Origin of the sequence: Neisseria sp. (assembly GCF_041804105.1) — a bacterium.
Classification (GTDB): Bacteria; Pseudomonadota; Gammaproteobacteria; order Burkholderiales; family Neisseriaceae; genus Neisseria.
In genome coordinates this window covers 1-23,571 of sequence record NZ_JBHCJY010000021.1, presented here as the reverse complement: position 1 = coordinate 23,571, position 23,571 = coordinate 1, and the positions used below count along the sequence as shown (strand labels likewise).

The 23,571-nt window shown below is 51.9% G+C and carries 25 protein-coding genes, 1 tRNA gene and 1 pseudogene; 12 read left to right on the top strand and 15 right to left on the bottom strand.

The genetic code is table 11. The annotated features are described in order from the left end of the window. Positions 1-371, bottom strand: a 371-nt coding sequence (locus tag ACEYDX_RS02210) for an RNA-binding S4 domain-containing protein (RefSeq protein WP_373740410.1), incomplete at its 3' end; no start/stop codon positions are given. 214 nt (positions 372-585) lie between these two features. Here ACEYDX_RS02210 and ACEYDX_RS02205 point away from each other — a divergent pair. The 7 genes and pseudogenes from ACEYDX_RS02205 to ACEYDX_RS02175 all read left to right on the top strand — a co-directional run bounded on the left by ACEYDX_RS02205 (position 586) and on the right by ACEYDX_RS02175 (position 6,878). After that, positions 586-1,545, top strand: coding sequence for an acetyl-CoA carboxylase carboxyltransferase subunit alpha (locus tag ACEYDX_RS02205; protein WP_373740409.1), 960 nt, complete (start codon positions 586-588; stop codon positions 1,543-1,545). A gap of 138 nt (positions 1,546-1,683) precedes the next feature. After that, entirely contained in the window at positions 1,684-3,030 is a 1,347-nt protein-coding gene (tilS, locus tag ACEYDX_RS02200; RefSeq protein ID WP_373740408.1) for a tRNA lysidine(34) synthetase TilS, read from the top strand. Positions 3,031-3,101: 71 nt separating this feature from the next. Beyond that, entirely contained in the window at positions 3,102-3,701 is a 600-nt protein-coding gene (gene rpoE / locus ACEYDX_RS02195) for an RNA polymerase sigma factor RpoE (protein ID WP_373740407.1), read from the top strand. Positions 3,702-3,706: 5 nt separating this feature from the next. After that, complete coding sequence (locus tag ACEYDX_RS02190; protein ID WP_373740406.1) at positions 3,707-4,297, top strand: RseA family anti-sigma factor; 591 nt, start codon at positions 3,707-3,709, stop codon at positions 4,295-4,297. A 255-nt stretch (positions 4,298-4,552) separates the two neighbouring features. Beyond that, positions 4,553-5,329: a TrmH family RNA methyltransferase gene (locus ACEYDX_RS02185; RefSeq protein WP_373740405.1), complete on the top strand. Its 777-nt coding sequence runs from the start codon at positions 4,553-4,555 to the stop codon at positions 5,327-5,329. 224 nt (positions 5,330-5,553) lie between these two features. Then, positions 5,554-6,147, top strand: a pseudogene (locus ACEYDX_RS02180) (UPF0149 family protein); the annotation flags it as partial. A gap of 434 nt (positions 6,148-6,581) precedes the next feature. Continuing rightward, on the top strand, positions 6,582-6,878 hold the full coding sequence (locus ACEYDX_RS02175) for a TrbM/KikA/MpfK family conjugal transfer protein (RefSeq protein ID WP_373740404.1): 297 nt from the start codon (positions 6,582-6,584) through the stop codon (positions 6,876-6,878). A 51-nt stretch (positions 6,879-6,929) separates the two neighbouring features. Here the strand turns inward: ACEYDX_RS02175 and ACEYDX_RS02170 are convergent. Then, positions 6,930-7,023 (bottom strand) — tRNA-Ser (locus ACEYDX_RS02170). Between the two features lie 223 nt (positions 7,024-7,246). Between ACEYDX_RS02170 and uvrC the strand changes: the two genes are divergently transcribed. The 3 genes from uvrC to ACEYDX_RS02155 all read left to right on the top strand — a co-directional run bounded on the left by uvrC (position 7,247) and on the right by ACEYDX_RS02155 (position 10,920). After that, positions 7,247-9,082, top strand: coding sequence for an excinuclease ABC subunit UvrC (gene uvrC, locus ACEYDX_RS02165; RefSeq protein ID WP_373740403.1), 1,836 nt, complete (start codon positions 7,247-7,249; stop codon positions 9,080-9,082). 434 nt (positions 9,083-9,516) lie between these two features. Then, positions 9,517-10,578: a bifunctional transcriptional activator/DNA repair enzyme AdaA gene (locus ACEYDX_RS02160; protein ID WP_373740402.1), complete on the top strand. Its 1,062-nt coding sequence runs from the start codon at positions 9,517-9,519 to the stop codon at positions 10,576-10,578. 180 nt (positions 10,579-10,758) lie between these two features. Further along, positions 10,759-10,920, top strand: a complete 162-nt coding sequence (locus ACEYDX_RS02155; RefSeq protein WP_373740401.1) for a hypothetical protein — start codon at positions 10,759-10,761, stop codon at positions 10,918-10,920. Between the two features lie 36 nt (positions 10,921-10,956). Here ACEYDX_RS02155 and ACEYDX_RS02150 read toward each other — a convergent pair whose 3' ends face one another. The 8 genes from ACEYDX_RS02150 to plsY form a co-directional block, all read right to left on the bottom strand. Further along, positions 10,957-11,505, bottom strand: a complete 549-nt coding sequence (locus ACEYDX_RS02150) for a hypothetical protein (protein ID WP_373740400.1) — start codon at positions 11,503-11,505, stop codon at positions 10,957-10,959. Positions 11,506-11,507: 2 nt separating this feature from the next. Continuing rightward, on the bottom strand, positions 11,508-12,872 hold the full coding sequence (gene ribBA / locus ACEYDX_RS02145) for a bifunctional 3,4-dihydroxy-2-butanone-4-phosphate synthase/GTP cyclohydrolase II (protein WP_373740399.1): 1,365 nt from the start codon (positions 12,870-12,872) through the stop codon (positions 11,508-11,510). 178 nt (positions 12,873-13,050) lie between these two features. After that, positions 13,051-13,617 carry a peptidylprolyl isomerase gene (locus ACEYDX_RS02140; RefSeq protein ID WP_373740398.1) on the bottom strand — a complete coding sequence of 189 codons (567 nt, stop codon included), beginning with the start codon at positions 13,615-13,617 and terminating at the stop codon, positions 13,051-13,053. 196 nt (positions 13,618-13,813) lie between these two features. Then, on the bottom strand, positions 13,814-14,377 hold the full coding sequence (locus tag ACEYDX_RS02135) for a YceI family protein (protein ID WP_373740397.1): 564 nt from the start codon (positions 14,375-14,377) through the stop codon (positions 13,814-13,816). 239 nt (positions 14,378-14,616) lie between these two features. Further along, positions 14,617-15,204 carry a GTP cyclohydrolase II gene (gene ribA, locus ACEYDX_RS02130; RefSeq protein ID WP_373740396.1) on the bottom strand — a complete coding sequence of 196 codons (588 nt, stop codon included), beginning with the start codon at positions 15,202-15,204 and terminating at the stop codon, positions 14,617-14,619. Between the two features lie 6 nt (positions 15,205-15,210). Then, positions 15,211-15,888: a hypothetical protein gene (locus tag ACEYDX_RS02125; protein WP_373740395.1), complete on the bottom strand. Its 678-nt coding sequence runs from the start codon at positions 15,886-15,888 to the stop codon at positions 15,211-15,213. 126 nt (positions 15,889-16,014) lie between these two features. Further along, entirely contained in the window at positions 16,015-16,899 is an 885-nt protein-coding gene (locus ACEYDX_RS02120; RefSeq protein WP_373740394.1) for a DMT family transporter, read from the bottom strand. Between the two features lie 167 nt (positions 16,900-17,066). Beyond that, on the bottom strand, positions 17,067-17,675 hold the full coding sequence (plsY, locus tag ACEYDX_RS02115; RefSeq protein ID WP_373740393.1) for a glycerol-3-phosphate 1-O-acyltransferase PlsY: 609 nt from the start codon (positions 17,673-17,675) through the stop codon (positions 17,067-17,069). Positions 17,676-17,732: 57 nt separating this feature from the next. Between plsY and folB the strand changes: the two genes are divergently transcribed. Next, a complete protein-coding gene (gene folB, locus ACEYDX_RS02110; RefSeq protein WP_373740392.1) occupies positions 17,733-18,083 on the top strand; it encodes a dihydroneopterin aldolase in 351 nt (116 codons plus the stop codon). 117 nt (positions 18,084-18,200) lie between these two features. Then, positions 18,201-18,734 carry an NUDIX hydrolase gene (locus ACEYDX_RS02105; protein ID WP_373740391.1) on the top strand — a complete coding sequence of 178 codons (534 nt, stop codon included), beginning with the start codon at positions 18,201-18,203 and terminating at the stop codon, positions 18,732-18,734. 285 nt (positions 18,735-19,019) lie between these two features. Here the strand turns inward: ACEYDX_RS02105 and ACEYDX_RS02100 are convergent, their stop codons facing one another. From ACEYDX_RS02100 to ACEYDX_RS02080, 5 genes are all read right to left on the bottom strand, one after another. Further along, the gene (locus tag ACEYDX_RS02100; RefSeq protein WP_373740390.1) at positions 19,020-19,439 is read right to left on the bottom strand and encodes a type II toxin-antitoxin system VapC family toxin; all 420 of its coding nucleotides are present in this window, start codon (positions 19,437-19,439) and stop codon (positions 19,020-19,022) included. Between the two features lie 2 nt (positions 19,440-19,441). Further along, positions 19,442-19,699, bottom strand: coding sequence for a type II toxin-antitoxin system Phd/YefM family antitoxin (locus ACEYDX_RS02095; RefSeq protein ID WP_373740389.1), 258 nt, complete (start codon positions 19,697-19,699; stop codon positions 19,442-19,444). A gap of 74 nt (positions 19,700-19,773) precedes the next feature. Further along, positions 19,774-20,367 (bottom strand): DUF4400 domain-containing protein, encoded by a 594-nt coding sequence (locus ACEYDX_RS02090; protein ID WP_373740388.1) that lies wholly within the window; start codon positions 20,365-20,367, stop codon positions 19,774-19,776. A 76-nt stretch (positions 20,368-20,443) separates the two neighbouring features. After that, positions 20,444-22,492 (bottom strand): type IV conjugative transfer system coupling protein TraD, encoded by a 2,049-nt coding sequence (gene traD, locus ACEYDX_RS02085; protein WP_373740387.1) that lies wholly within the window; start codon positions 22,490-22,492, stop codon positions 20,444-20,446. Next, positions 22,489-23,571 (bottom strand): conjugal transfer nickase/helicase domain-containing protein (locus tag ACEYDX_RS02080; protein WP_373740386.1); only part of this gene is annotated, 1,083 nt, incomplete at its 5' end. The genes traD and ACEYDX_RS02080, both read right to left, overlap by 4 nt.

Below are 23,571 nucleotides of genomic sequence, written 5' to 3'. Positions count from 1 at the left end.
TCGCGGCGGTCGCGTTTGGTCGGGCGGCCGTCCGGATAAGCGGCACTGATGCGGCTTGTCTGGTCGAGCAGTTTCATTTCTTCCCGCTTCGCGGCGGTGGCGGCATCTTCTTCGTAGAGCAGGCGGGCTTCGGGCGCGGGACGCCGTTGGTGGTTGAGTGCAAGTACCTTGATTTTATAGGGCAGGGAATTGAGCGTTAAATCGACAGTATCGCCCACGCCGATGTTTTTGCTGTTTTTGACTTTGCTGCCGTTAACCTGCACGCGGCCGAGTTCGATGTGTTTTTGGGCAAGGCCGCGGGTTTTGAAAAAGCGGGCCGCCCACAACCATTTGTCGAGCCGCATGGCGGCGGTTTCGTTTGCGGTTTTCATGAGCTGATGAAATGATTGAACTGTCCGGCAGTTTAGCATAAGATACGCTGCCTGATGTAATTAGTGCGGATGCACTATCCATATTTACAAAATGCAACTGCATGAATATATTTGCATTTTATAAAAAATAACGAATTCCCGCTGCCGGTTGCTGCGAAAACCCGCCCGTTGGCGTATGATGGCAGACGGAATCCACCGACGAGAGCTTCGAGTTATGAAACCTGTTTTTTTGGACTTCGAGCAGCCCATTGCCGAGCTGACCAACAAAATCGACGAATTGCGCTTTGTACAGGGCGAATCCGCCGTAGACATATCCGACGAAATCGCACGGCTTCAAAAGAAAAGCAGGGACTTGACCAAATCTATTTTCAGCAAGCTCACGCCGCAGCAGATTTCCCAAGTCTCCCGCCATCCGCAACGTCCCTACACGCAGGACTATATCGACAGCATCTTTACCGATTTCGAAGAGCTGCACGGCGACCGCCATTATGCAGACGACCACGCCATCATCGGCGGTTTGGCGCGTTTTAACGGCCAAAGCGTCGTCGTTATCGGTCATCAGAAAGGCCGCGACACCAAAGAAAAAATCCGCCGCAATTTCGGTATGCCGCGTCCGGAAGGTTACCGCAAGGCGCTGCGCCTGATGCAGACGGCCGAAAAGTTCGGTTTGCCGGTGATGACGTTTGTCGATACTCCGGCCGCATATCCGGGCATCGGTGCGGAAGAGCACGGTCAATCGGAAGCCATCGGCCGCAACCTTTACGAGCTGACCCGTCTGCGTGTGCCGGTATTGTGCACCATCATCGGTGAAGGCGGTTCGGGCGGAGCATTGGCGATTGCGGTGGGCGATTATGTGAATATGCTGCAATTCTCGACTTATTCCGTTATTTCTCCCGAAGGCTGTGCGTCGATTTTGTGGAAAACTGCCGAGAAAGCACCCGATGCAGCGCAGGCATTGGGCATTACCGCCAAGCGCCTGCAGGAATTGGATTTAATCGACACCATCATCGACGAACCCTTGGGCGGTGCGCACCGCGATATGGCGGCAACTGCCGAAGCGGTTAAAAAAGTGTTGAACGAACAGCTCCGCGAAGCGCAAACCATGCCGATGGCCGACCTGTTGACCCGCCGTTTCGACCGAATCATGTCCTACGGCAAATTCGTTGAAAAATAAGGATAACGGCCATATCCGCAAGCAGGCTTCAGCCTGCTTGTTTCGTTTCAGACGGCCTGTATCCGAAACGTCTGACACCTCAACCGTTTTATCGGATTTTTTACAAAATCCGTTTTCCATTGCGATTAAAAAAACATGATGAACCGCCCGCATGATCCAACCGAAATCCTGCATCGCCGTATGGCCGAAGCCGTGCCGTCGGATTTCCTGTCCGGCAAAGCGGTTGAGGCTGCACTGAGCGGCGGTTTAGACTCGGTGGTTTTGCTGCATCTCTTGGCTGAGGCGCGGAATCGGCAGGAATTTGAACTGAAGGCAGTACACGTCCATCACGGATTAAGTCCCGATGCCGACGATTGGGCGGATTTCTGTACAGCTTACTGCACCATGCTCGGCGTGCCGCTGCGCATTGTACGGGTTAAGGTGGACGCGGCTGGATTGGGTATTGAGGCCGCAGCGCGTGCAGTGCGTTACCGCGCTTTTTCAGACGGCCTGTGTGATATAGTGGCATTGGCGCACCATCACGACGACCAAATTGAAACCTTCATGCTCTCCGCACTGCGCGGCGGCGGTTTGCGCGGGATGGCAGCCATGCCCGAACTGCGTCCGTTGAATGAAAAAACAAAAATTTGGCGGCCGCTGCTGAGCAGCCGCCGCGAAGAATTGGCGCAATACGCGGCGGTACACGGTTTGGATTACGTGGATGATGCCAGCAACCTCGACAACAACCTGCTGCGTAACTGGCTGCGTAACGACATACTGCCGCAGTTTCAGGTGCGGGTTCCCGAGTTCAAGCATCAGATTACCGCCAATATTGCCGCTTTGCAGGACGACTTATCCCTGCTTGATGAAATTACCGAAGAAGATATTGCGCTGGTTTGCGCAAACGGGTGGTTTGACGTGGACGTTTGGCGCGGTTTGAGCGATGCCCGCCGCCGCCGCGTGTTACACCGTTTTGTACAGGAACACGGTTTGGGCGTGCCTACCCGCGCCGGCATCGGAGATTTTGCACAAACTTTACTTGCTTTTCAGACGGCATCTGCCGAATGGACGCTGCCAAAGGGTAAAATCCATGTTTACAGAAACAGATTGTTTGCGGTTCGGAACGATGGGAAAAATTTTCCGTGGTTGCGGGAGGGCGGCTTGAAAGGCCGTCTGAAAAACGTTTTGAACGACAACGGGTTTGTATTGGCGCAGCGGAACAAAGGTTTGGGCGAAGAGGCTTTGAATGCGGAAGCAACCGTCCGTCCGATGCGTTCCGGCGACATTATCCGTTTGCAGGGCGGCAGTAAAAAAGTGCGGAAATTATTGCAGGAAAAGGGTGTGCCGCCTTTCATGCGTACATTTTGGCCCGTGGTTGCCGATGTTTCCGACAACTGCATAGCCGTTGTGAATATTTGTGTTTCAAGTGATTATGAAGAAGCTGACGGTATGCAGATAAATTTTTTTGCATCAGACGGCCCTTTTGTGGAACTAAATCGAAAATAGCAGGTCTGAGCTGTGCTACGGCACGCTTTGCTATTTATATTTTATAATGCAGTTGATTATAAAGGTAAGATATGAGTGATCGTAAAGTCGATCAAATGCTGGTGGAGCGCGCCCAAAAAGGCGAACAAAAAGCGTTTGAGCTGCTGATGTCCAAATATCAGCGCCGGTTGGTCAGGTTGGTAACGCGTTTCGTCAAAGACGAACACGAAGTCAACGATGTCGTGCAGGAGGCCATGATTAAAGCCTACCGCGCACTGCCCAACTTCCGCGGGGAAAGCGCGTTTTATACTTGGCTTTACCGCATCGGTATCAATACCGCCAAGAATTTTTTAGTAGACTCGGGAAAGCGGCCGTTTATCAGCGCAGAAGCCGCGAACGAGGAAGGGGATATTCTCGATTTGGCCGATCAGGTGGCGGATCACCATACACCTGAAGCGGAAATGATCAATCGGGAAATTCTGCAAACTGTCGAGGCAGCGATTGCCAATCTGCCCGACGACTTACGGAAGGCCATTACGCTCAGAGAGATGGACGGCCTGTCTTACGAGGAAATTGCTCAAATAATGGATTGTCCGATCGGCACGGTTCGCTCGCGAATTTTCAGAGCACGCGAGGTCATCGCCAAAGATTTACGGCCGCTGCTGGAGACATCCGAAGACCAAAGGTGGTAATAAAAATGCCTGCACTACACTCAGACTACGAATACGTTTCCGCTTTGATGGACGGAGAAGACCTGTCCGAAGAAGCATTAGACAAACTGCTGTCCGATGACAATGCCGCACAAATATGGTGTGAATTCCATATTGTCCGCGACGGTTTGGGCAAACAGGGCGTTCCTGCTGTTGATTTTACAGCCAATGCGGATTTCCGCGCGGAACTGGCGAAAATCAGCGCCGAACACCGCCAAAACAGCAAATCTGTGCAACATGTCGAGCCGGCCAAAGTTTCGAATCAGGCGTTCCGCGGCTTTGCCGTTGCTGCCAGCGTGGCTGCGGTTGCCGTAAGCGTGTGGCAGTTCTGGCCGAAAGCCAATCCCGACGAAGCATCGTCCGTTGCCACTGTTGAAGTGCCCGCGGAAACCGCTCAAAAAGCTGCTCCTGTAAAAGCTGTGCCTGCTGCAGCCAATCAGTCAGCATCTGCTGTTCAACCGCAAGCTGCGGTTACGGAACAGGAAGCTGATGAAGAAAAACCCGCGCAGCAGTCTGCTGCACGGGTAGGACATATCAATCCGGCCGCTGGTAAATCCGAACAGACACAGATTCAATAATCTGCGGTTGTTGCGGTTTCGTAATTTGAATTTTGGAAAAGGAAAAACCTTTGCCTCAGGGTAGAGGTTTTTTTATTTTTCAGACGGCATGACCATTCAAACCCTGTCGAAATGGGTATAAATACTTGTAAAACATCCAACAAAGCCGAAATGATTAAGGCCATCTGAAAAATCTTGCCCCCCCATCAAAGCGCAACCCACCCAAACGGAATCCCTGCGCTATAATATCCGCCGTTTCCCTATATTTACCCCGTTATGAAGTACATTGCTTCCGCCCACAACGAACAAATCAAACACCTTGCCAAACTGCTTTCGCAGGCCAAGGCACGGCGTTTACACGGGCAGGCGGTGCTTGAAGGCGTGCATTTGGTGCAGGCGTACATGCAGGTGGGCGGTATGCCGGAGCAACTGTATTTACCCGAGAGCAGGGCGGATAATACGGAATTAAAGGCATTGATCGCACAGATGCCGTCTGAAAAAAATACCGTAGTAGGCAGTTCCGCGTTGGCGAAAATTACCAGCCTGAACGATGCCGACGATGTTATGGCACTCATCCAACTGCCGTCTGCACCAAAATTGCCTCAGCAGGGTGATTGCGTGATATTGGACGGAGTGCAAGACCCGGGCAATGTCGGCACAATACTGCGCAGCGCGGCGGCGGCAGGTGTAAAAACATTGGTGCTTGGTACGAATTGTGCCGACGCATGGTCGCCGAAAGTATTGCGTGCCGGGATGGGTGCGCATTTTCTGCTGGATATTTGTACCCAAGCCGATTTGCTTGAATGGCGGGCGGGTTTTGCCGATAAGGTGTACGCCACCACATTGGGCGGCAAAGCCGAAAGCCTGTATCGGCTGAACCTTACCGAACCCGCCGCATGGGTTTTCGGCAGTGAAGGTTCGGGCGTGAGCATCGCCATGCAGGAACAGGCGGATAGGAAAGTGTATATTCCGATGGCAGGGGAAACCGAATCTTTGAATGTCGCGATGGCAGCCACGGTTTGCCTGTTTGAGCAGATGCGCCAAAGGATATAGCTTTGTACTCAGACCGTTTTCAGGCGGCATACGGTATTTGAGTGCTTGCAAACAACATATCCGCAAATTATGCCGAAACACTGGAAAAAATTTTTCGACAATTGCTTGTCTGCATGTGAATGAAGACAGGTAAGGCATAATATATAGAACTTCACCGTTAAGGTGTCCTCAATGTTCAGACGGCCTACTGCCGTCTGAAATCCCTGATTGATAAGGAACGCATTATGCAATTAGCCGTTTTTGACGAAGCCGCGCGCAGCCGTTTGCAAGAATTGCTCGACGGAAAGGCAGAAAACCACAACACCATGCGGTGCGATGAAGTACAGGCTTTTATGCTGGCACTTTTATCCGGCCCCGATGCCTTGAACCCGCTTGAATGGTTACCCGAGGTATTGGGCGACGAAGCATTGTTCAGCGCCGTAGAGCGAACCGAAGTCGAGCGGCTCGTGATTGCACTGGCCGCCGATATGCGTGCCAAAATGCAGGAAAAATACCTGCCCGACTTGTGGATTTACGACGATGAAGCAGGCAACCCCGATTTTTACACCTGGTGCAACGCATATCTCTACGCACTTGATGTCGTGCCGACCGACTGGTTCGAAACCGTCGGCAACGAAGAATTTGAAGACCTGTTTTATCCGATTATGGCACTGGGCGGTATCTATGACGAAGACGAAGGCAGGGAAACCGTGCTTCACCTTACCGAACGCGAACTTGTGCAGCTCGAATCCGAACTGCCGCATGTATTGCTCGACATTTTTTTCTATTGGCAAGCAGTACTCAACAAACATCAGACTGTACGTTGTGAAACAGTTAAATAGGTTTTAATAAACTTTATTTATGCTTACCGTGTTGGTGTGAAAATTTTTAAAACCCAATGTGTTGCAAATTTGTAATTAGCCGTGTTTAAATATTTTTTTTGGGGGGGTGTGGGGGGAGATACTTGGTTTGTTATCATTCTACGCAGGCAGAAATCCAGTTCTGTCTTGTTGGTAGTATGCCATCACCACAATATCCAAACAAAGTCTAGTAATTAATTTATAGTGAGTTATCTTCGTTTTAGTAATCTATTATGACTATTTTTTAAAAACAACCACAAAGTCATGACAATAGAATTTAATAGTTATATATTATAAGCAGAAATAAGATAAGCATAAAAAATTAGACTAAATAATACAAAGTAGTGGTATACTAAACCTATACTTATAGTGTATTGCACTGTTAAGTCTTGAATTAATCATTAAGGAACAATATGAAATTTTTACATATCGCAACAATCTTAACATTTGCCATTTCTACTCCAGTTTCTGCCTCTGAAACTTCTATTAAATTTCTTACTGGGGATAAAAAATATGCCTGTGAAGCTCTCATGTGTCTTGCGACTTTCGGTGGCTCCCCCTCTGAATGTAGTCCTGCATTACATCGTTATTTCTCAATTAAGTTTAAATATGGTTCCGATACGATACGAGCGCGAAAAGAATTTTTAAGACAATGCCCTATGGATGACAAACAAGAAAAAGAAAGGATGATTCACAAATTTGCAAGATAAAATCCCAAACAGATTCCCCCTAACTTTGTAATAAGTTAGGGGGATTAAATTTGGCGGAGTAGGAGGGATTCGAACCCTCGATCCAGGTTTAAGCCCAGATGCACCCTTAGCAGGGGTGTGCCTTCAGCCTCTCAGCCACTACTCCGTAAAGAAGTCGGCAATATACCGTTGGTGCGGTTTGATGTCAAGCAGGGTTGCTTGCGGGATATTTAAGCGTTTGAATTATCTGGAAATGAAAATAAAGCATTGTGATGGAGAATCTTGGGAGGGGTGAAAAGTTCGATTTGTGGTAACGCTAAAAATTCCGGCTTTCTCTTGGGTGTTATAATTTTCAACTGTCCGAAACCTCACAATCTCTATTCCCGCAAATGACGCAAGATTTCGACTTGAACCTGTTTCTGAAAAACCTGCCCAACCTGCCTGGGGTGTACCGCATGCTCGGTGCCGACGGCGGGGTTTTGTATGTCGGCAAGGCGGTGAACCTGAAACGGCGGGTATCCAGCTATTTCCAAAAAAACGACCATTCGCCGCGCATCACGCTGATGGTGAAACAGGTGCATTCCATCGAAACCACCGTTACCCGCAGCGAAGCCGAGGCATTAATACTCGAAAACAACCTCATCAAAGCCCTGTCGCCCAAATACAATATTTTGTTTCGCGACGACAAAAGCTATCCCTACCTCATGCTCACCGGCCACGAATTTCCGCAGATGGCCTATTACCGCGGCACGCTGAAAAAGCCCAACCGCTATTTCGGCCCGTATCCCAACGGCTATGCCGTGCGCGACAGCATTCAGGTATTGCAGAAAGTGTTCCGCCTGCGAACCTGCGAAGACAGCGTGTTCGAACACCGCGACCGCGCCTGCCTGCTGTATCAAATCAAACGCTGCTCCGCGCCCTGCGTCGGCCATATTTCGCAGGAAGACTACCGTGCCGACGTGCGGCAGGCCGAAGCGTTTTTAAACGGCAAAACAGGCGAACTCACGCAGGTTCTGCACCACAAAATGCAGCAGGCCGCCGAGCGGCTCGATTTTGAAGAAGCAGCGCGTTACCGCGACCAAATCCAAGCACTCGGCCTGATGCAGAGCCGCCAGTTTATCGACAGCAAAAATCCCAACAATCCCAACGATATAGATCTGCTCGCGCTGGCCGTTTCAGACGGCATCGTCTGCATCCATTGGGTAAGCATACGCGGCGGGCGGCACGTGGGCGACAAAAGTTTTTTTCCCGATCTGAAAAACGACCCCGAACCGAACGGCCAAGATTACGCCGAAGCCTTTGTTGCGCAACACTATTTGGGCAAAGCCAAACCCGACGTCATCATCAGCAACTTTCCCGTACCCGAAGTGGTTCAGACGGCTTTAAACAGCGAGAACGAACGCAAAATCCAGTTTGTAAACAAAACCTTGGGCGAGCGCAAAGTATGGCTGAAAATGGCCGAGCAAAACGCCCGCCTCGCCATCGGCCAGCACAGCCTGCAACAAAGCAGCCAAGCCCACCGCATTGCCGAACTCGCCCGCGTGCTCGAAATGGATTCAGACGGCCTCAACCGCCTCGAATGCTTCGACATCAGCCACACCCAAGGCGAAGCGACCGTAGCTTCGTGCGTGGTGTACGACGAACAAAACATCCAACCCGGCCAATATCGCCGCTACAACATCACCACCGCCAAAGCCGGCGACGACTACGCCGCCATGCGTGAAGTGCTGACGCGGCGTTACGGCAAAATGGCCGAAGCGCAGGCCAACGGCGAAACCGTAAAATGGCCGGACGCGGTACTGATTGACGGCGGCAAGGGCCAAATCGGCGTGGCCGTCGAAGTCTGGGAAGAACTGGGGCTGACCATTCCGCTGGTCGGCATCGCCAAAGGCGTGGAGCGCAAAGCGGGTTTGGAAGAACTCATTCTGCCGTTCAGCGGCCGAACCTTCCGCCTGCCGCCCACCAGCCCCGCGCTGCACCTGTTGCAGGTCATCCGCGACGAATCGCACCGCTTCGCCATCACCGGCCACCGCAAAAAACGCGACAAAGCCCGCATCATCTCGTCGCTCAGCGACATCCCCGGCATCGGCAGCAAACGCCGCCAAGCCCTGCTCACCCGTTTCGGCGGCCTGCGCGGGGTAACCGCCGCCAGCGTGGAAGACCTGGCGCAAGTGGAAGGCATCAGCAAAGCCTTGGCCGAAAAAATTTACGCCAGCCTGCATTAAAGATTTTGAGCGGTTAAGGCCGTCTGAAACCCGAGACAACGGCGAATACGCGTGCGCCGATTGATGCGGGAATTTAGATCTTTGTGAAAAATGCGGTATCCGTTTCACTCAGGCCGTCTGAAAATGTTCAGACGGCCTTTATTATGTTGCCGCAAGCACCGAAAACTGTTCGGGTAATAAAAAGCCGCCATTCATGCAAAGGCAGGAAACCCCGTATTCATCGACAAGCCCCGTCCACAACTGTTGAGACAGGCCAAAAATAAATATTTTAAAACAACAGATTAAACAAAATATCATCGACAATCTGCCACACCCGATTTTTCAGACGGCCTCACCCATCCCGCAATCAAAAATACCCGTCCGTTTTTCGGTTGCAAAAGGCCGTCTGAAAAGCGATAAATAGAGCCTGAAAGATTTTTTCAGACGGCCTTTCCATGCAGATTACCGACCCAACCCGAACCGCCCTATATTATCAGGCATTGCTCGAACGTAATCCCGAATTCGTCGGCATTTTCTACGCCGCCGTAAAAACCACGGGCGTGTTCTGCATCGCCACCTGCCGCGCCCGCAAACCCAAGCCTGAAAATACCGCCTTTTACGGCACGGCCGAAGCAGCCGCAGCAGCGGGATTCCGCCCGTGCAAAATCTGCTGTCCCGACCGAGCCGACATTCCGCCGTATGTGGTACGGGCGTTTTCGCTGCTGCACGACAATCCCGGCCGCCGAATCAGCGATGCCGTTTTACGCACACACGGCATCAGTCCCGAAGCCTTGCGCCGCTGGTTTAAGCGGCATTACCAAACCACGTTCCAAGCCTACCAGCGGATGCGGCGCATCAGCGCGGTTTCAGACGGCATCATGCACGGAAATGTGGCCGACAGTGCGTTTCAGGCAGGTTGGCAGTCGCTCAGCGGCTTTGCTTACAGCTATAAAAAACTGATGGGAGATTCACCGATGAATGCCGCTTTGCCGATTGTCAGCCACCGTTTCCACACGCCTTTGGGCGATATGCTCGCCTGCGCCACCGAGCAGGGGCTGTGCCTGCTCGAATTTGTCGGCAGCCGCAGGATAGCGCGCGAACAGCAAGACCTGTCGCGCCTGTTGCAACGGCGTTTCGTGTTCGGGGAAAACCGACACACCGAGCAGGCCGAAGCCGAAATCGGCGAATATTTCCAAGGGCTGCGGCAGCGGTTCGACGTGGCTCTGCACACGCCCGCAAACCCGTTTCAGCAGACGGTTTGGGCCGAATTGCGCCGCATTCCTTACGGGGAAACCGTTTATTATCAGGCTTTGGCCGAACGCATCGGCCATCCGTCCGCCGTGCGCGCCGTGGCCGCGGCCAACGGTGCCAACCGCGTTTCCATCATCATTCCCTGCCACCGAGTGATCGGCAAAGACGGCAGCCTGACAGGATATGGCGGCGGTTTGCAGCGCAAACAGTGGCTGCTGGAACACGAACGCGGCCTGCACCGGCGGGAAGCAGATTTGTTCGGCTGAGTATGCGGCTACATATCAAGGCCGTCTGAAAATACGGGTAGGGAAGGGTTGTTTTGGGTAAAATTCGGATTTTTCCCGTTATTCCGCATTACCGTACCGACATAACGAATAACGGTTTCTACATGTGGTAACGGCATTTCCTTTTCCTGCGGAATGCCGTTCCGAATCAAGGAAATGCCGATGTTTTGGATAATAATCAGTATATTGGCCGCTGCTGCGGCGCTTGTGGTGTTGTGGGTAAATGCTTCGGCTTTCGGCGTAACGGAAAAAGACCATATGCCGGTGCCGGAATACGAAAAGCGGCTGGGTTTGGGTACACAGGAAAAGGGAAAGCCGGAGTAGAGTGCGTTTGGAAATTCCTGTTTTCAGACGGCCCAATCAGGCAATGCCTGCCAACCGGCGGTACAGCTCTCCGACCATAATCAGATAAATCAGGCATGCGCCTATCCAAACCACGGGCAGGTAATCGTGAAGGCGCAGCAGCCTTGCGCTCTCTTTACTCCGTTTGGCCCTGATGCCGCGTTGGTTGAACCATTTCCGTGTAGAAGTAAAACTGTCCGGCGGCATCACGAATGCGTAAATCTGTTGTTCCGTCAGGATACACAGAAGGAATGCTCCGCTTTTGCTGACAGGCCGTTTTGTACCGTGAAATTCGGTGTCATACGAAATGATTTGGCCGGCAGGAATGCTTTCTTCACCCAGCACGACATCCTGTTCGCGGAATGAGGCCGTCTGAAAAATACACTTTTTGCCGATGTAATATGCGGCCAACAGCGGCGAGGCCAGTATCAGGTTCAGCAGATTTTCTTTGCCGCCGCCGTTGCTGAAATGTACATACAGCAGAAAATACAGCGGCAGTCCTGTCAGCAGCAAGAAGGCATGGAGCAGGATGATTCTTTTCAGCGTATGAACCCGATAGGTCTGCATATTCAGACGGCCTTGTCCGCTTCCGCCGTGTCAGGCGTTTCAAATCCCACCACTTCCAAGCCGAAGCCTGTTAATCCGTTCATCGACGAGGGTTTGCCCATCACGCGCATTTTCTGTATGCCGAGTCCCGATAAAATCTGCGCGCCGATACCGTAGGTTTTTCTGTCCCATTTTTTGATTTGGAACGCGTTTTTCGGCAGGGTACGGTCGAGCAGGGCAGCGCCGTCTTCGGTACGGTGCAGCAGGATAATCACGCCGCGTCCGGCTTGTTGGATATATTCCATCGCTTTGGGCAACGGCCAGGAATGGTTGGGATCGGTTTGGATGAAATCCATGGCGGAAAACGGTTCGTGAACGCGCACGAGGGTTTCGGTGCCGTCTGAAATGCTGCCTTTGACCAAGGCGAGATGGGTATCGCCCGTAAGTTTGTCGACATAAACGTGTTGGCGGAATTCGCCCCACGGCGTGCAGACGGCGGTGTCGCCCATTTCTTCGAGCAGGCTTTCGGTGCGGCTGCGGTATTCGATGAGGTCGGCGATGGTGCCGATTTTGATGCCGTGTTCTTCGGCGAACTTCATCAGCTCGGGCATGCGCGCCATCGTGCCGTCGTCGTTGAGGATTTCGCAAATCACGCCGGCGGGTATCAGGCCGGCCATCTGCGCCAAATCGACGGCGGCTTCGGTATGGCCCGCGCGCACCAATACACCGCCTTTCTGTGCACGCAGCGGGAAGATGTGACCGGGCTGGACGATGTCTTCGGGTTTTACCGTGGGCGATACGGCCGTCTGAATGGTGAGTGCGCGGTCGGCGGCGGAAATGCCGGTGGTGGTGCCGTGTGCGGCTTCGATGGACACGGTGAAATTGGTGCCGTACTGCGTGCCGTTCTGCTGGGTCATCATCGGCAGGCCGAGTTTGTCCACCAATGCGTTTTCCATCGGCAGGCACACGAGCCCGCGCGCGTGTTTGATCATAAAGTTGACGGCCTGCGGGGTAACGAATTGGGCGGCCATGACCAAATCGCCTTCGTTTTCGCGGTCTTCCGCATCGGTGATGATGACCATTTTGCCGGCTTTGATGTCGGCCAGGATTTCGGGAATGGGGAAGATTTGGGTCATGGGGTTGTGTTCCTGGGTGTGGGTGTTCGGGACGGGCAGGGCGGTGTGGTCGGTATCGAGCCAGCCGGAGGGCATACCTGCCTGCTGTTCGAGTTTCCGGGCCTTTTTCTCGCCGAAGGCTTTATGGCGCAACAGCGCGGAAAGTTCGCCCTGATTGATGTGTACCGCTTCGACAAACCGCGCTTGCTGTCCGCCGTGCAGGCGGTTGATCCAGTCGCGCAGGTTTTTGCGGCGGAGGTCGGTGATGTCCATTATTTCAGCCTTTGTGTTCGGATACGGCTGATTTTAGGCCGATGCCGTCTGAAAAGCAATAAAAGTAATTTTTTCAGACGGTGTATTGAAATTACTGTTTGGTAATTTTTATATTGGAACAATAAGGCCGTCTGAAAAACATTTCAGACGGCCTTCGAGGGCAATACCGGTATGAAGATTACCAAACGCTGACTTTATTGATGACCACGGGTTTGATCGGCACATTCTGGTGGTACGAACGGCTGGCCGTTTGGACTTTGGCGATTTTCTGCACAACGTCCATGCCGGACACTACTTTGCCGAATACGGCATAACCGTAGCCCTGCGGCGTAGGGGCTTTGTAGTTCAGCGGTTCGTTGTCGGCCACGTTGATAAAAAACTGGCTGGTGGCTGAATTGGGATTGCCCGTGCGCGCCATGGCGATGGTGCCGACGGTGTTTTTCAGGCCGTTGGCCGCTTCGTTGCTGATGGCTTTGTCGGTGGCTTTTTGCACCATATCGGCGGTGAAGCCGCCGCCCTGAATCATAAAGCCATCAATCACGCGGTGGAACACGGTGTTGTTGTAAAACCCCTTGCGCGCATAGCTGACGAAGTTGGCAACGGTTTTGGGCGCGCGGGTTTCGTCGAGGGAAAGTTCGATTCTGCCCATGTTGGTGTCGATGGCGGCACGGGTTTCGGCGTGTGCGCCGATGGCGGCGGTAAGCGCGAATGCGGCGAATAGTGTTTTGCTGAACGTGTGTTTCATTGCTGTATAAAGGTAACAAAGTTGGGAAAGACGTTATTTTCGGACATTTGCATGTGAATGCGGCGTTTGTGAATGTAATATGACGTTCACAAAAATTTCCGTCTGATTGTTATATTAAAAATTCTCTTTTAAATCAATTGGCAACTGCAAAACAAAAGGCTGTCTGAAATATTCAGACGGCCTTTCGGGTGTTGCATTATTGCTTCACGGCTTCGATTTGGATGTCGAGTTTGACGTTTTTGGTCATGCCGGCATTGACCAGGTAGTTTACGCCCCATTTGGTGCGGTCGATGGTGGTGCTGAAATCGCCGCCGCAAACTTCGGTTTTTTTCATCGGGCTTTGGTAGCAGTTGAATTTATTGGCTTTCAGGCGCACAGGATGGGTTTTGCCCATCATGGTCAGCCGGCCGTCAACGGAAGTTACTTTTTTGCCCGCAAAATTGAATTTGGTGGACTCGAAACGGATTTCGGGGAATTGTGCGGCATTGAACAGGTCTGCCGACAACAGGTGTTTGGTGAAATCGGAGGAGCTGCTTTGCAGGCTGTTGACGGGAATCACGATTTTTGCGGAACCTTGGCGTTTGGCGGCATCGAATTCGACTTTGCCGGTGAGTCCGTAGAAGCCGCCTACATTGGTGCTGGTGTTGAAATGGTCGATGGAGAAGCGTGCATTGGCGTGGTGGGCATCGACATTGTAGGTGGCGGCGGTTGCACCTGCGGCGGCAGCGGCCAAAGTCAGGGCGAAGAGGGCTTTTTTCATGACAGTTTCCTTATGCGGGGGAGAGTAGGGGAGTTCGATTCGGTAAAGGTTCGGATAAATGAACTGATTGTAATAATAACACGAACCACCGCAAAAACTGTTTCCCTGATGTTAACAAACTGTTTATTGTTTCGGAACGGTTTCGCAAAGGGAAACAGGCCGTCTGAAAACCCACGCTTGCGTTTTCAGACGGCCTGTTTCGGGTTCGGACTCCGAGGTTTTCGGGATTGCATTCGGGATTACAGGAAATGCCCCAGTTTTTCCGCTTTGGTTTCCAGATAGCGGCGGTTTTCTTCATGGTTGCCGACGTGCAGCGGAATCCGTTCGGCCACGTCGATGCCTGCTTCGCGGATGGTGCTGATTTTTTCGGGATTGTTGGTCAGCAGCTTGACCGAACGGATGCCCAAGTGTTCGTAAATGTGTTTGGCGAGACGGAAATCGCGGGCATCGACGGGCAGGCCGAGTTCCAGATTGGCTTCCACCGTATCGAGCCCTTGGTCTTGCAGGCGGTAGGCGCGGATTTTGTTGATCAGGCCGATGCCGCGTCCTTCCTGACGCAGATAAACCACCGCGCCGCGGCCTTCCTGCTGCACGGCTTTCATGGCGGCTTCGAGCTGGGGGCCGCAGTCGCATTTGACGGAAAACAGCGCGTCGCCTGTTAAACATTCGGAATGGATGCGCGACAAAACGGGCAGGCCGTCTGAAAAACTGCCTACGGTCAAGGCGATGTGTTCCTGCCCGTTTTCTTCTTCGAAGCCGTGCATGGTAAACACGCCCCATTCGGTGGGCAGGCGGCAGGATGCGGTGTATTTGAGCGGATTGTTCATGTCTGTTCAGTATTCCTGTTGTTTTTGTTCGGGTGCTTCGCGTTGCAGCAATGCCTGCAACGGAGTCTGCAAAGCCAGTGCCAAAGCCAGCCAGCCGATTTGCGCCGTTTCATCGGTTTGTCCTATTTCGGGGTATTCGGCGTGCACCACGCCCAACACGGCACCGCTTGCGCTGCAAACGGGTGCGGAAAGCTGGCTTTTGCCGCGCAGGTTGTGTTCTCCCTGCAAATCGCCGTGTTCCAGCCATTGCGGAATATCGTCGGCAATATTCATCCAGCCCGTGAGCGCGGCACGCGCGGCGAGATGGTTTTGAGAAGCCGTGTCGTCAACGGCAATAACGGACGCCAACGGCTGCCCCTGTGCGGTCAGGCAAACCAGCGACGGCAGCCCGTTTTCAGACGGCATCAGCGCGTAAACGGCGGCACTTTTGATGTTTTCCGAACGGCTGAACACCGAATCCAAAGCCATAAACACTTGTTTCAGCAAGGCTTCGTTGGCGGGATTGTCGTCGATTTGGTCGGACAGTTTCAATGCTTCGGAAGCGTGCCAAAGCACCTGCTTGTCGATTGAGGCTGCGCCCGAATCCATTACCGCCCTCAAGGTCAAAACGGCCATGTACACTTCGTCTTGCGGCAGTTTCAAACCTTGCGTTTGCAGATAGTCCCGAATCAGTTGTTTCGGCATAACCGGTTCCTTTTACAGATAAAAACCGATAAGGCCGTCTGAAAAGATTCAGACGGCCTTATCTTTAACAGCTTATGCTACATAAGGGCATTGCCGCAGCTTTCAAGCGGCGGTTTTCAGACGGCCTCAATGCGTTTTGCCTTTGAGCGAGCCGAGATAAATCGCCAGTAAGGTCAACGCCGCACCGCTCCATTGCAATCCGTTAATCGGTTTGTCGAGCAGGAAATAATCGATGAACAGCGCAGCCACCGGTTCGCTCAACAGCAGCAGCCCCGTCAGCGAAAGCGAGAGCAGGGGCAGGGCGTAGGCAATCAATCCCCATGCGAAACACTGCATCACGACGCCGTACACCAACACCAAGCCGATGTCGCGCCATGTTTCGGGATAAAGCGCACCGGCATCCAACCCGATCGCAAACGGCACCAATATCAATGCGCCGGCCGCACTCACCACCATCATCAGAGGAAACAGCGGCGTTTGGTCGGTTTGCTGGGCCTGGCGCAAAAATACCATCGACAACGCCAGCATCATCCCCGACACCAAACCGCTGACGAAGCCCCACAACGCTTCACCGTTGTGCCCGAATTCGGGGCTGGCAATCAAAGCCACGCCCGCCACGGCCATCATCAGGCTGAGCATCTGTACGCCGGACAGGCGTTCGCGGAAAAACAGCACGCCCACCGCCGACAGGAAAAAAATCTGCAAACTGTTCAGCAGCGTGGCAATGCCCGGCCCGACCGCATGAATACTTTCATGCCAAAGAGCGAGGTCAAACGCCAGAAAACCGCCCGATAACAGCGCGGCATTCAACCCCTTGCGGCTCTTCGGCAGCTTTTGTCCGAAATAACGGGACAACAGCCAAAACACCACCGCTGACACAGCCAAACGCCAAAAGGCAATCGCATAAGCACCCAGCGGTACGAATTTCACAATCAGGCTGCCCAAACCGAAAATCACGCAGCCGACAATCAGAAGCGGCGCAGCATAACGCGCAGATGAAGAACCATTCATGAAAAACTCCCGACGGTTTGGAGTATGAGTACGAATAGAAAAAGTTAAAAAAAACAGTAATATATCCTACCGTCGAAACAGATGCCGAATCCGCCATCCAACAATATTGTTCAGAACAACAGGCCGTCTGAAAAACACTTTTCAGACGGCCATACGGGACATAAACGCTATTTTTCCGGTTTTCCGCCGATTTTGTCTTCTTTGCCTTTGAGCAGGTTTTCGATATTGCTCTTATGCCGCCACAAAACCAATACGGCGATAAACAGCGTAGCCACCGCCCAAGACTCGTGCGGCATCAGAAAATACGCCGCAATCGGGCTGATTACCGTAGCCGTCAGCGCCGCCAGCGACGACACCTTGAATCCGAACGCCATTACCAGCCATACCGCCGCACACAGCAACGCAGTCGGCCATGAAAGCGCCAACAGCACACCCAATGCCGTCGCCACCCCTTTGCCGCCTTTGAAACCGAAAAACACCGGCCACATATGCCCGACCAGCGCAGCCACGGCCACCATGGCGATGGTGCCGTCTGAAAGATTGAGCACATCCTGCAACGCACACGCCATCCATACCGCCAGCAAACCTTTGAGCGCATCGCCCAACAGCGTGAGCGCCGCCGCCTTTTTCTTACCGCTGCGCAAAACGTTGGTTGCCCCCGGATTGCCCGAACCATAAGTACGCGGGTCGTCCATACCGTAAAATTTCGACACAATCACCGCAAACGAGAGCGAACCGATCAGATAGGCAACCGCCACCGCAATCACATTGAACATAAAACTGTCTTTGCTTACAATAAAAATTCATTCTAACGTGAAAACGGTGCAAAGCAAATGGATAAAATCTTCCTGCGCGGCATGAAAGCCGAAACCCTGATCGGCGTGTACGGCTGGGAAAGGGGACAGTTACAGCCCCTGATCATCGACCTCGACATCGGCGTGGACGGCAAAGCCGCACAAAGCGACAACATCGACGACACCATCCACTACGGCGAAGTCTGCGACACCGTTCGGCAAAGCCTGAAAGACCAAAGTTTCCTGCTACTCGAAATGCTGGCCGAACACATCGCCAACCTGATTTTGCAGGATTTCGGCGCACGATGGGTGCGCGTGCGGGTAGTCAAACCGGGCATTTTGGCCGACGTAAAAGAAGTCGGCGTAGAGATCGAACGCAGCGCAGAATAGGGCAGTGATGACGTTTGTACCGGATTTGGCAGGAAAATGTTTTCAGACGGCCTCCCTGCCGTTTGAGAAATAATCAGCAAAGAAATCAATAAACTATTTGTTTTAGAAAGAAAAAACATGGACTTAACAGAAAAACAACTCAGCTCGGAAACCATGTACGAAGGTTCGTTCATCACCATCCGGCGCGACAAAATCCTTTTGCCCAACGGCAACGAAAGCTACCGCGTTGTCATCCGCCATCCCGGAGCCGCCTGCGTTTTAGCCGTTACCGACAATGATGAAGTCGTACTGGTCAGACAATGGCGTTACGCCGTCGGCAAACCATTACTGGAACTGCCCGCCGGAAAACTGGATTTCGGCGAAGATCCCGCCGTCTGCGCATTGCGCGAACTGGGTGAAGAAACCCCTTATACCGCCGACACAGTCGAATTGCTCAACACATTCTATACAGCCGTCGGATTCTGCGACGAAATCATGTATCTGTACAAAGCCCACGGCGTGCGTCTCGGCAGCACTTTGGAAAACGATGAAGACGAATTTACCGAAACCGTTTTACTCAGCCGCGAAGCAGTTAAAACCGCTTTGAAAAACAACGAAATCCAAGATGCAAAAACATTGGTCGGATTACAGCAATGGCTGATGGAAACGTAGAAATCCAACAAAGATGATTTGAATGCATCTCTTTTTTAATTTCGCATAATGTATAATATGTTAATTATACCATATGCATTTGATTCTAAAGAGAAATCCAAGAAATATGGATTTTTTGGAGAATAGTCATTCTATTTCGAACGAAATTAGAATACTCATCCCATGATGAGTAATTTGCCAAAAATGCAAATATTTTTGATTGTTACTGACATGATATTTAGAGTTTTCTGTCAAGTCAAGTAAATTCCCTGTTGGATTAAAATGCTATAAGCATAAATATGCTATTTAATTACCAAAAGGGTTCAATATCTTTGCCCCTGTATGGATAAAATCCTGCGTGTTGCGGGTAACGACAATGAAGTTCCGTTGAATGGCTGTGGCAGCAATCAGGCTGTCCGCCAAACTTTTTTTGTCCGGTACCTGCATCTTGGCACACAGAAGCACGGTATCGGCATCAATCGACAAAATTTTATTATCGAATTCGGGCTTGACGGTCTGTTCCAACCAGCGCCGGTATACGGCACCTTGTGTCGGATCCCGTAATTCCATGGCAAGTGTACCGCGCTCCAGCTCCAAAAGAGTGATTACGCTGATATACATGAGACTTTTGGGACAGCTTCGTGCCCACTCGGAAACCCCTTCGTCTGCACGCCCGGAATGAATCTTACGGATTTCAGATAGTACATTAGTATCAATAAGATACACGTTTATTTCTCCTTCGGACGTTCGGCAATGTACACCCGTTCAAATTCAATATCAGACAACACATCAATTTCTTCTTGGGGCGCGGCAAGTGCTTCTGCGATGCTTTCTTCTTTACCCGCAAGCCGCCGATATTCTTGGTAGTTCAAAAGTACATAGGCCAAATTGCCCCGGTGCGTCACAAACACGGGGCTGTTCTCACATTCTTGCTGTGCTCTGCTGACTTGGCGGTTGAATTCTTGAGCAGTCATAATTTGAGGCATATGGCCCTCCCGGTAAATAATTGGTAGTTAACATACTACTATTTTGCTTTGTCCGTGTCAAAAGTAATTTTGTATTAAAGGTACTTCTTCAGGTATCTCGCCTGTATGTGCATCAGGACACAGATAAACGTTATCGGCAGCAATAATAATGCGGGCGAAAGGGATACGGGCAGACACAAATACAGTATGACCGATGTCCAAATGACACCAAACCGCCAATAAATCGACATATGGTAAATAGCGGCAGATTCGCGGGTGGCATTGCTTTGTCGGATTTTCCGCTGCATTAGTCCGTCATAAATACTGACGGCGGCCAATATAATCAGCAACGGTAAATATGCAGACAGGTTGCCGAGGCGCACCGAGATGATTTTGAAAGCCTGATCCAGGCGGAGGAGTTTGTCCTGATGGGGCTGCAACACGCTCCAGATATGTTCGCCTATGGTACTTTGCGGGCCATATTCAATTAAATCGTTAATCCCCGTCAGATCAAAAAACAGGTGATGCAGCCCTTGGTAGGCATATTTCGTGATGACTGTATGGTAGCCCCCATCTCTGCCGGCAAACATCCGCAATGTCGTTTCCAGTTCGTGTGCCAACAGATGCTGCTGTTGGTAATTGCTCTGCACGATCAAGGATGCACCGAACATCAATAATGCAATCAGCAATACTACCGCAATCCGTTTAATCGGGGCCAACAGGAAACGCAGGCTCAGACTTTCGGATAAAAAAGTGGACGTACGTTTAGCCATAGTGCCTGCCTTCTACAAAAACCTGTTCCTCGTCATTGGCGGGCCGGCTAAGGCGGTACTTCTCACGCATTTTCGCCGCCAGAATCTGAAGATCTTCGGGAATCTCTTCATCCGGATCCCGTAACGGCATCGGCAGGCGGAGTTTGTACAGGCGGCCGCCGGCCATAAGCGCGAATGCCTGCCCTTTCGGCAGGGACATCAATTCCGCAGGTTCCAGCAACGGTACGGTTTCCACATTCTGTTTGTCTTCATTCTTCGAACCGAACAGGCCGTCTGAAGACGGAAACGACATATCGTTGGCTCCGGACGACTGAACGGTCTTCACGATTTCGATATTCGGCAGGCGATTTGTCATCAATTCTGCCGTAGCCTGGTTCTGCACCCTCAGCATCACAAGCGTATTGAAGTTGCCGATCATTTGCTGGGCTTTGGCTACCGAACCGACTCTTGCCTCAATGTCTTCTTTGGTCTGGGTATAGGCAGTTACACGAATGCCTGCGCCGCCGGCTTTGTTCAACAGAGGAACAAATTCATCGCCGGCAGTTTCGTTAAATTCGTCGGCATGGATGTTGATGTTGCGCTTCGGTGCTTTTTCCGATTCGCCATAGCCGACCCCGTATTTATACAGTTGCCCGGCCAGTGAGGTCAGGTCGGCAAATAAGGCGTTACCGACAGCGGTCGCAACCTGCTGGTCGGTCAGGGCATCCAAACCGACATAGATGACGGCACCTTCCCCGATGGCTTTGGCCATATCCAATATCGGTCTCGGATCAGTCAGGTCGTCTACGTCCGGACTGATGAGTTTGGCGATGTCGCCGCTGGTTAGTTTTTCAAGCAGGGGATACAACGAACTTACGAGCTTATCAAAATAGGTACGGTCGTTATTGAGAATGCCGGCCACGGCATCGGACAATTCGTTGTTCAGCTTCAGTTCGTGTACATAGCCCATCAGCTTGATCACGTTTTCGCTGCGTCCGGTTTTTTGTGCCTGCTGTTTGGAGCCGCTGAAGGTGAAGTTACCAAAACTGTTGCTCCATCCGGGTTGGCCTTCGTCCAGCAGTTTTTCAAAGTATTGTTTGGCAATCACTTCGATGTTGATGGCAGAGTTATACAGTTCGGTATAGCTGGGCTTGATGGACAACGCCTCCATCAGTTTGGCCAACACGTTCACAAAGCGGAATACGAAATTTTTAAACGAAGCCGCCTGACCGTCTCCGGGCAACTGATTGGCAATACGGGTGGCCACTTCGGTGATCCGGGTATATCTGCCGATCGGGTTGTAACGGCAGGACAGTTCCGGATAGCCCAGATGAAACAGATAAAACGGCCTGCCGTGTTTTTTCGCAGCCGCATAGTGCATCAGCATCAGTTCGGCATCGCCTTTCGGATCGATTGTGATGACGACATCGCCTCGGGCAATGTCCTGCTGAATCAGAATTTCGGCAAAGCGGGTTTTGCCGACACGGGTTGTCCCGTCCACCAGCATATGGCCGACACGGCTGGCCAAATCCATCCAGATGTCGCGTTCATGCGGCTCCACCCCGTGGATTTCGGTTTTGCCCTCCAGGGGCGGCAATGGTGTCACAGGATTCCACCAGGCATTTTTTTGCGTCAGTTTCGACAGCCAATCACGTCCACTGTTCCGGTTCTCATGGTTTCTGGCCCAGGTATAAAATTTGCCGTCGTCAATCAGTTCTTTCTTGGTTTGTTCCATCCGGGCCATTTTCAGACGCTGGCTGTGTGTGGACGTCCACTCGAAACCGCGACCCATAAATTGGGCCGTAGTGGATACCGGAATGTCTTTCGGTGTCATCGCATAGTAGGGCAGGGTACGCAGGTTTTTTCGGTAACGGCGGATACGCAGCCCCTGCATCAGGCGGATACCGGCCATCACGGTTAAAACCGGCACGACGGACAGACGGGCATTGTCCGGTACGGGCATGGCGGCCATCGCAAACACCGCTGCCGAATACGCCAGCGCACTTCGGAATTCATACGGCCGGCGGTAAACGTTTTCGGTTGCTTCGTAGACAATACTCATGCTTTGCGCTCCAAGGATTTACCGAAACGGCTCTCTTCAATCGTGATGTCGATATTGTTGGCCGGCCTGCGGTCGGTATTGATGATGTAGTGGAGTTTTTCTTCCGGAATCAAAAAGCAGGTAAACAGATGTTTGTCTTCGGCTTTTGCCGAAAAAATACCCGTCCGCTTGGTACGTTCGTGCATACCCAGTGCCAAAAATGCTTTTTGCGCTTTCACCCCGGGACACTCCGGGTTGTTTTTGTCAAAATAACCGAGTGAATACATCCGGAAAATTTCCGGCGTTACCAGCAACATACCCCGGTCAATGACGTGTACCGGCGAATTGGACTGATTGACGGATATGGTGCCGTCGGCCAGGCCGCCGGCCAGCCAATTCAGGAATTTACGGCCATCAGCCAATAACGACTCGCGTTGTTCGTTTAACCGTTGAATACCGTCGGCATCATTGGCCGGGTTTTCAGGGGCATTCAAAACACTTTCCGGTTGATGTACCGTCACCGAGCGCGGCGAACGCCGGGGCAGCGAATCCAGTTCGGCCCATGCTTCTGCCAAACCGGCACCGGATGATGCCTCATAGGGTAGGGCATCGCTGTCTTCACGGTCTGCGTCCGGCGAGACCGCCTGAATATCCTGCTCACTCCGGCTTGCGGCATCTGTTTCGGTTTGATCTGCCGGCAGGGTGGTTTCAGACCCGGATATTGCGGCAGCATCCGAATCACGGCCGGCGGTAACCAACTCTTCCAACTTTTTGGCCCCGAGTTTGGAAGCGGTAATGGGTTTTGCCGCATGTTTCGATTTTTTTGCAGGTACGGATTTTGCCGCAATGACCGGCTTTTCCGGATGTTGCTCCATTTGGGGAACCGGTTCGGACGTTGCATCATGTTCGGATGCCGATCCGTCTGTATCATCTTCCGAAAAAATATTGTGTTGGTTCAGAAACTCATCAATGCTGTCGATGGATTTTGGCTCAATGGATTTTGGCTCAATGGATTTTGGCTCAATGGATTTTGGCTCAATGGATTTTGGCTCAATGGATTTTGGCTCAATGGATTTTGGCTCAATGGATATTGGCTCAAT